Source organism: Flavobacterium sp., assembly GCF_044349645.1.
Classification (GTDB): Bacteria; Bacteroidota; Bacteroidia; order Flavobacteriales; family Flavobacteriaceae; genus Flavobacterium.
Genome location: NZ_JBIKQP010000025.1, coordinates 24,527 through 32,905 on the forward strand (window position 1 = coordinate 24,527; position 8,379 = coordinate 32,905).

8 protein-coding genes are annotated in these 8,379 nt (G+C 33.2%); 3 read left to right on the forward strand and 5 right to left on the reverse strand.

Features of this window, described 5'->3' with window-relative positions:
• Positions 1-45: 45 nt before the first annotated feature.
• Positions 46-1,824: an arginine--tRNA ligase gene (gene argS, locus AC9UFV_RS06595; RefSeq protein WP_509574070.1), complete on the forward strand. Its 1,779-nt coding sequence runs from the start codon at positions 46-48 to the stop codon at positions 1,822-1,824.
• 4 nt (positions 1,825-1,828) lie between these two features.
• On the opposite strand, the gene AC9UFV_RS06600 is transcribed toward argS, so the two are convergent.
• Positions 1,829-2,311: a hypothetical protein gene (locus AC9UFV_RS06600; RefSeq protein WP_509574072.1), complete on the reverse strand. Its 483-nt coding sequence runs from the start codon at positions 2,309-2,311 to the stop codon at positions 1,829-1,831.
• Positions 2,312-2,480: 169 nt separating this feature from the next.
• On the opposite strand from AC9UFV_RS06600, the gene ffh reads away from it, so the two are divergent.
• Both ffh and AC9UFV_RS06610 read left to right on the forward strand, forming a co-directional pair.
• A complete protein-coding gene (gene ffh, locus AC9UFV_RS06605) occupies positions 2,481-3,839 on the forward strand; it encodes a signal recognition particle protein (RefSeq protein WP_509574074.1) in 1,359 nt (452 codons plus the stop codon).
• Positions 3,840-3,886: 47 nt separating this feature from the next.
• Entirely contained in the window at positions 3,887-4,774 is an 888-nt protein-coding gene (locus AC9UFV_RS06610; protein ID WP_509574076.1) for a bifunctional 5,10-methylenetetrahydrofolate dehydrogenase/5,10-methenyltetrahydrofolate cyclohydrolase, read from the forward strand.
• A 37-nt stretch (positions 4,775-4,811) separates the two neighbouring features.
• Here AC9UFV_RS06610 and rluF read toward each other — a convergent pair whose 3' ends face one another.
• The 4 genes from rluF to AC9UFV_RS06630 form a co-directional block, all read right to left on the reverse strand.
• The gene (rluF, locus tag AC9UFV_RS06615; RefSeq protein WP_509574078.1) at positions 4,812-5,624 is read right to left on the reverse strand and encodes a 23S rRNA pseudouridine(2604) synthase RluF; all 813 of its coding nucleotides are present in this window, start codon (positions 5,622-5,624) and stop codon (positions 4,812-4,814) included.
• 61 nt (positions 5,625-5,685) lie between these two features.
• Positions 5,686-6,540 carry an alpha/beta hydrolase gene (locus AC9UFV_RS06620; protein ID WP_509574080.1) on the reverse strand — a complete coding sequence of 285 codons (855 nt, stop codon included), beginning with the start codon at positions 6,538-6,540 and terminating at the stop codon, positions 5,686-5,688.
• Between the two features lie 37 nt (positions 6,541-6,577).
• Complete coding sequence (locus AC9UFV_RS06625) at positions 6,578-7,357, reverse strand: zinc ribbon domain-containing protein (protein WP_509574082.1); 780 nt, start codon at positions 7,355-7,357, stop codon at positions 6,578-6,580.
• A 6-nt stretch (positions 7,358-7,363) separates the two neighbouring features.
• Positions 7,364-8,379 (reverse strand): Nif3-like dinuclear metal center hexameric protein (locus AC9UFV_RS06630; protein WP_509574084.1); only part of this gene is annotated, 1,016 nt, incomplete at its 5' end.

Below are 8,379 nucleotides of genomic sequence, written 5' to 3' on the forward strand. Positions count from 1 at the left end.
ATTCATACATATTAACTATCTTTGGCATCTTAAAATAATAACAAAATGACACTATCTCAAATTCTATCAGCACCAATCGAAAAAGCAATCCAATCGCTTTTTGATGTAACTATTGACAAAATAGAATTTCAATCGACTAGGAAAGAATTTGAAGGAGATATCACTATGGTTATTTTTCCCTTATTGAAAGTCATTAAGAGTAATCCTGTAGAACTTGGAAATAAAATTGGAGCTTATTTAGTTGAAAATGTAGCTGAAGTTTCAAATTTTAACGTGGTTTCTGGTTTTTTAAATATCGTGATTTCAGATCAATATTACATTGATTTTTTCAATGATATCAAAGACAATTCGCAATTCGGATTTGTTTCCGCTAATGCAAATAAACCCGCGATTATGGTTGAATATTCTTCACCAAATACAAACAAGCCCCTGCATTTAGGTCACGTTAGAAATAATTTACTTGGATATTCTGTAGCTGAAATTTTAAAAGCATCAGGAAAAAAAGTATATAAAACACAAATTATCAACGACCGTGGAATTCACATTTGTAAATCGATGTTGGCTTGGCAAAAATTTGGAAACGGTCAAACCCCAGAAACTTCTGGATTAAAAGGAGATAAATTAGTTGGTAATTTTTATGTGGCTTTTGATAAAGCTTATAAAGAAGAAATTAACCAATTGATGAGCGAAGGAAAATCAGAAGAGGAAGCCAAAAAGCAGGCGCCGATTATTTTGGAAGCGCAAGAAATGCTTTTAAAATGGGAAGCTGGTGATTCCGAAGTAATGTCGCTTTGGAAAACAATGAACCAATGGGTTTATGATGGATTTGGAACTACATATAGTAATTTAGGAGTTGATTTTGATAGTTATTATTATGAAAGTAACACTTATTTATTAGGAAAAGATGTCGTTCAAATTGGTTTGGAAAAAGGGATTTTCGAAAAAGATCCAGATGGTTCGGTTTGGATTGATTTAACTCCGGATGGTTTGGACAGAAAAATTGTACTTCGTTCAGACGGAACAGCGGTTTATATGACACAAGATATAGGAACAGCAATTCAGCGAGTAAAAGATTTTCCAGATGTTGGAGGAATGGTTTACACCGTTGGAAACGAACAAGATTATCACTTTAAAGTATTGTTTTTAATACTTCAAAAATTAGGTTTTGAATGGTCTAAAAACTTGTTTCACTTGTCTTACGGAATGGTAGATTTGCCTTCAGGAAAAATGAAAAGCAGAGAAGGAACCGTTGTCGATGCTGATGATTTGATGAATGAAATGACTGAAACCGCTCAAAAAATTTCTGAAGAATTAGGAAAATTAGAAGGGTATTCAGATGTTGAAAAAGCCAGGCTGTATAATACCATCGGAATGGGCGCTTTGAAATACTATATTTTAAAGGTAGACCCTAAGAAAAGAATATTATTTGACCCGGAAGAATCGGTAGATTTTGCTGGAAATACAGGTCCTTTTATACAATACACGTATGCGAGAATCCAATCGATTATTCGCAAAGCCAACTTCGATTTTGCTGAAAAAACAACTATTAAATCGTTGCATGAAAAGGAAAAAGAGTTGGTTAAACAATTGGAATTGTACCCTGAAGTAATTCAAAATGCAGCACAAAATCACAGTCCTGCGTTAATTGCGAATTACACCTACGACTTGGTTCGAGAATACAATTCGTTCTATCAAGCGGTTCCTATTTTGGGTTCAAATGATGAAGTAGAAAAAGATTTTCGTGTACAATTATCAAAAAAAGTGGCCGACACTATTGCATCGGCCTTTCAACTTTTAGGTATTCAAGTTCCTGAGAGAATGTAATTTTTTAAAATCGGATTGCAAAACCAATTCCATTTTCTGATGAAGTTACCGAGAACTCAGGGTCGATGGAACCAGTACTTTTTGAAATATTTGCGTTGTAAGAATCAACAGCTTCTTTCATTTGCTTGTTTCCATTCCCTTGAATTATTAAACCAACAATCATTCCTGCAGCTCCAAAACCTCCAACAGCCCAATTGGGTTTTATTTGAGGATTGTTGCTTATCGAAAGTCCTAAAGTATATCCAAACGTAAAAGCACCTACATTAGAAACGATACCTCCAATTAATCTATTTGTTTGTGCGGAATTTAATTTTGCTTCAATTTCTGAATTATTAACTAACTTTTTGGCTTCTTGAATGCTAATTTTTTTACCATTTTGATGAATTGCCGTTCCAGCCCAGAAGTCTTTTTCGATGCTTAATGGAGATTGAGAAAAGCAAGAAATACTCGTTAATACAAAACTAATTGCTAATAATTGTAATTTCATTTTTATTGATTTAAGTTATTTTATACAAATAAATTAAATTAAAAATGGATTACCAAATATTAATTTGATTCTGAATCAATCTTTGGTTCACAATCATAACTTTGCCTCTTTGTCACTTTGCCACTTTCCAACTTTATCTTATCTTTGCAATTCAATAAAATTTAAAAACATGTTTGATAATTTAAGTGATAAATTAGACAAGGCCTTTCATATCCTAAAAGGACACGGAAAAATTACAGAAATTAATGTTGCAGAAACATTAAAAGAAGTTCGCCGCGCACTTTTAGACGCCGATGTTAACTTTAAAATAGCTAAAGATTTTACTACAAGAGTAAAAGATAAAGCCATTGGTCAAAATGTGTTAACTACCTTACAACCAGGTCAACTATTAGTTAAATTAGTTAAAGACGAATTAACAGAATTAATGGGTGGGGAAGTTTCTGGAGTAAATCTTTCAGGAAATCCAACCGTAATTTTAATGTCGGGATTGCAAGGTTCTGGGAAAACTACCTTTTCAGGAAAATTAGCAAACTACCTAAAAACTAAAAAAAGTAAAAATCCTCTTTTAGTAGCTTGTGATGTTTATCGTCCTGCTGCAATCAATCAGTTGCACGTTGTTGGATCACAAATAGGTGTTGAAGTATATTCCGAATTAGGGAATAACAATCCAGTTGAAATTGCACAAAATGCAGTTAAATATGCCAAAGAAAAAGGATACAATGTTGTAATTGTCGATACCGCAGGTCGTTTAGCTGTTGATGCGGAAATGATGGACGAAATTGCACGTGTTCACAAAGCTATTCAACCTCAAGAAACATTATTTGTTGTGGATTCAATGACAGGTCAAGATGCGGTAAATACGGCAAAAGCCTTCAATGATATTCTAAATTTTGATGGGGTAATCTTAACTAAATTAGATGGAGATACTCGTGGTGGAGCCGCACTTTCTATAAAATCAGTAGTAAACAAACCAATAAAGTTTGTTGGAACTGGTGAAAAAATGGAAGCAATAGATGTTTTCTATCCAGAGCGAATGGCGGAACGAATCCTAGGAATGGGAGACGTAGTTTCATTGGTAGAAAGAGCTCAAGAACAATATGACGAAGAGGAAGCTCGTAAAATCCAAAAGAAAATTGCTAAAAATGAATTTGGTTTCGATGATTTCTTGACTCAAATCCAACAAGTTAAAAAAATGGGTAACATGAAAGACTTGGTTGGAATGATTCCGGGTGCTTCAAAAGCCATGAAAGATGTTGAAATTGAAGACGATGCATTTAAACATATTGAAGCAATTATTCATTCAATGACCCCAACGGAAAGATCAAAACCTGCAATTATTGATATGAAAAGAAAAACGAGAATTGCAAAAGGTTCTGGAACTAAAATCGAGCAGGTAAATCAATTGATGAAGCAGTTTGACCAAATGAGTAAAATGATGAAAATGATGCAAGGTCCAGGTGGAAAAAACTTGATGAAAATGATGGGTGGGATGAAAGGTGGAATGCCGGGAATGCCAGGAATGAGATAGCTCTTAAAGACAAAAAAATACAGTAACACACAACAACAATAAATACAATGCAACTACTAGACGGAAAAAAAGTTTCTGAAGATATCAAAGTCGAAATCACGGCTGAGGTTCAAAAGATGAAAAACAACAACGAGAAAGTACCTCATTTAGCGGCAATTATTGTTGGAAATGACGGTGCAAGTTTAACTTATGTGGGTAGTAAAGTGAGAGCCTGCGAAAGAGTAGGTTTTGAGTCTACTTTAATCAATATGCCAAGCACGACCTCTGAAACGGAATTGCTTAAAAAAATCAAAGAGTTAAACGAAGACGACAATATTGACGGATTTATCGTTCAGTTGCCTTTGCCAGATCAAATTGATACTCAAAAAGTGCTTATGGCTGTTGATCCAAGTAAAGATGTTGACGGTTTTCATCCTGAGAATTTTGGGAAAATGGCGTTGGATATGACCACTTTTATTCCTGCAACACCATTTGGAATCCTTGAATTATTAGAACGTTATAACGTTGAAACTAAAGGGAAGCATACCGTTGTTATTGGCCGTAGCCATATAGTTGGTCGCCCAATGAGTATTTTAATGGGAAGAAAAGGATTCCCTGGAAATTCAACGGTGACTTTAACGCATAGTTATACTAAAAACATCGCTCAAATTACCACTCAAGCCGATATTATTATCACCGCTTTAGGAGTTCCAAATTACCTTAAAGCAGAAATGGTGAAAGACGGAGCAGTTGTAATTGATGTGGGAATCACAAGAGTAAATGATGAAACAAACGAAAAAGGATATGTGATTACCGGTGATGTTGATTTTGTAAACGTAAGTAAAAAAGCGTCGTTTATAACTCCCGTTCCAGGTGGAGTAGGACCGATGACCATTGCGATGTTATTGAAAAACACACTTTTAGCCAGAGAGCAACGAAGGTTAGCGAAGCAATAATAAAAAAGCCTTAAATTATTATGTTTAAGGCTTTTTTTTAATAATCTCCTCGTTTTTTATATCTCGGATCGTCTCTTTTTATAAATTCTGTTCTGCGTTTTACAGGTTCAATTTTTGGTAAACTCGCTTCTTCGGTTTTGCTTGATGGTTCAATAAGTTGGTTTAACTCTAAAATCTCAGCATCAGTTAAATCCCGGTATCTTCCTAAAGGCACATCCAAAGAAATATTAATAATACGAATTCGTTTTAAAGCCACTACTTCGTAACCTAAATATTCCGACATTCTTCGGATTTGACGATTCAATCCCTGTGTTAAAACAATTTTAAAAATAAATTGACTTATTTGTTCGACTTTACATTTTCGGGTTACGGTATCCAAAATTGGAACCCCATTTCCCATTTTTTTAATGAAATCGGCAGTTATTGGCTTGTTAACAGTTACCGTATATTCCTTTTCGTGATTGTTTCGAGCTCGAAGTATTTTATTAACAATATCACCGTCATTGGTCATAAAAATCAATCCCTCACTGGCTTTGTCTAATCTTCCAATTGGAAAAATTCGCTTTGGATAATTGATAAAATCTACAATATTATCGCGAACATCTAAGTTGGTGGTACATTCAATTCCAACAGGTTTATTGAAAGCCAAATAAACTAGTTTTTCACGTTGTTCACGAATTAGTTTTCCATCAATTCGAACTTCGTCAGTTGGAGCAACTTTCGTTCCCAGTTCAGGAACAACTCCATTTATGGTAACTCGACCTTCGTCAATTAGTTTATCGGCTTCTCTACGAGAGCAATAGCCAGTTTCACCAATAAATTTGTTTAGTCGCTTTAGATTTTCTTCCATGTCGCAAAGTTAATTAGAAAATCGATTGGTAGGTAATTTGATTTTTAAAAAGAAAATAGAATTATTTCACTTCAGATGATATAATAAACTCGCTTATTTTTTCAAATAATTTTTCATCATTCATGCTGTGACCTAATCCTTTTGTTTCAATAAATAAAGCTTCTTGCCAAGCTTTTGCATTTTTTTCTGCTTCTGCAAATGCGACTACTTTATCCTCAATATCGTGAGCTATAAGTCCTTTGATGTTGCTTTCATTTGAAAATAAAGATCCTTCAATTTCTTTATTACTAAGGTTAAAATTCTCTTTATAGTAATTTATTAATCCATTATTTACTTTCGAATTCAATCCTAAAAGTGTTACGAAATTCTCAAAAATTGCTTTGAAATCGGATGGCGCTCCCAATACTACAATTTTCTCTACATTGTCATTTTTATGAATAGTTTGATAATGCAAACAGGCTTTTCCACCTATAGAATGTCCAATTAATATTTTAGGATTGTACATTTTCGCTACATGGTGAATGAATTCGGTATATTTATGCGCGTTAAAATCTTTTCCGCTAGACAAACCATGAGCTGGTGCATCAATAGCTAAAATTGTATAACCAGATTTTAAAATATACGGAAGGGCTTTTTTCCATCGTGCAGAATTACTTTCCCACCCATGAATTAAAAACAAAACTGTTTCGTTTCCTTTCCATAAATACGTTTGAATAATTTTACCCTCAAAATCAAATGCAATTGCTTCTGCACTTTTTAAAACCTCAGGAATAGCATCTATTTGGATTTTTCCTTTTCTAGGACTGCTAAAAATAGCATATGCTTTTAGTATTGCTTTTTTGGGAGCAACAAAACTGAGCACGTTGATATAAAATCCAATTGATTTTGCGAGAAGGAGGTATTTTAATTTCTTCATAATAAAAAAGCCACGCTAGGAACGTGGCTTTGTATGATTAAAATTTAGAAAATAATTTTTCCATTTTTTCTCTTTCTTCTTCAGCAAGAGTGCTGTCCACTAAAATCCTTCCAGAATGTTCATCGGTAATTATTTTTTTTCTTGAAGCAATTTCTACTTGTGTTTGTGGTGGAATTGTAAAGAAGGATCCTGCAGAAGCGCCTCTTTCAATAGAAACTACAGCTAATCCATTACGAACGCTTGTTCTAATTCTTTTATAAGCTGCTAATAAACGTTCTTCAATCTGTCCTTGGTATTCCGCTGATTTTTCAGATAAGAATGTTTCTTCTTTTTCTGTTTCAGACATAATAGCCTGTAATTCAGTCTTTTTATGTTTTAAGTGATTTGTCTTAGTATCTAATTTTTCTTTAGATTGATTGATCACTTCTTTTTTGTGTTCAATAGTAGCTTTCATTTCTTTAATTTGCTTTTCAGCCAATTGAATTTCAAGCTCTTGAAATTCAACTTCTTTAGTCAAAGAGTTAAATTCTCTATTGTTACGAACAGATTCCTGTTGCTTAATATATCTTTTCATTGACTCATTATGCTCGTCAATAGCTATTTTTTTAGCTTTAATTTGATCTTCAATAACAGTCAAATCATTTTTAAGTTTTTCCAAACGAGTGCTTAAACCAGCAACTTCATCTTCTAAATCTTCAACTTCTAAAGGAAGTTCTCCTCTTACATTTCTGATTTCGTCAATTCTTGTGTCAATTAATTGCAAATCATACAATGCTCTTAATTTGTCTTCTACACTTAGTTCTTTTGTATTCGCCATAATAATTTATAAGTACTTAACTGGATTTGTATTTTCTTCCGATAAAATGATTGCAAAATTAAGGATTTTTTTTCTAAGATAATCAACAATATAATTTTTTGTATACCTTTCACTCTCAAAATGTCCAATATCGGCTAAAATAATTTGTTTTTCGGCTTCATAAAACTGGTGGTACTTCAAATCAGCAGTTAAAAACACATTGGCACCAGCCGAAATAGCATTTGCAATAGCAAAACTTCCAGCACCTCCCAAAAGCGCTACTTTTTTTATCGGTTTACCAATAAAATCAGAATGTCTTATGGCCTCGCATTGCATTTTTTCTTTTACAAATAACAAAAATTCTTTTTCACTCATTGGATTTTCTAATTCTCCAATTAATCCCATTCCGATGTTTTGATGTTTATTTTGTAAAGTGGTTATTTCATAGGCTACTTCTTCATAAATATGATTCTCAAATAGCGTTTTTAAAATTTTATTTTCTAATTGTTTTTCAAATGTTACCTCAATTTTAATTTCATCGGTTTCTACTAATTCAAATCGATTACCGATTACAGGATTACAACTTTCATCTCCTAAATAAGACCCCATACCTTTTGAAGTAAAACTGCAATTTTTGTAGTTTCCAATTGTTCCAGCTCCAGCATCAAAAAGAGCATTTCTAACCTTATCAACGTTTTCAGGAACGGTAAATGTGACTAATTTCTTAATATGATTTTCTTTAGGAATTAAGATTTTAGTATTTATTAATCCCAATGCATTTCCAAATATTTTATTCACCCCTTCCGGATGATTATCTAAAGCAGTGTGGACGGCATAGATTGCAATATTATTTTGAATTGCTTTAATCACAGCTCTTTCTACATAATTTTTCCCGGTTATTTTTTTCAAACCTGAAAATAAAATAGGATGAAAACATACAATTAAGTTGCAGTTTTTAGCAATTGCCTCGTCAATAACACTTTCTAATGCATCGTGACAAACTAATATTCCAGTGGTTTCAGTTTCTATATTTCCAACTAGTA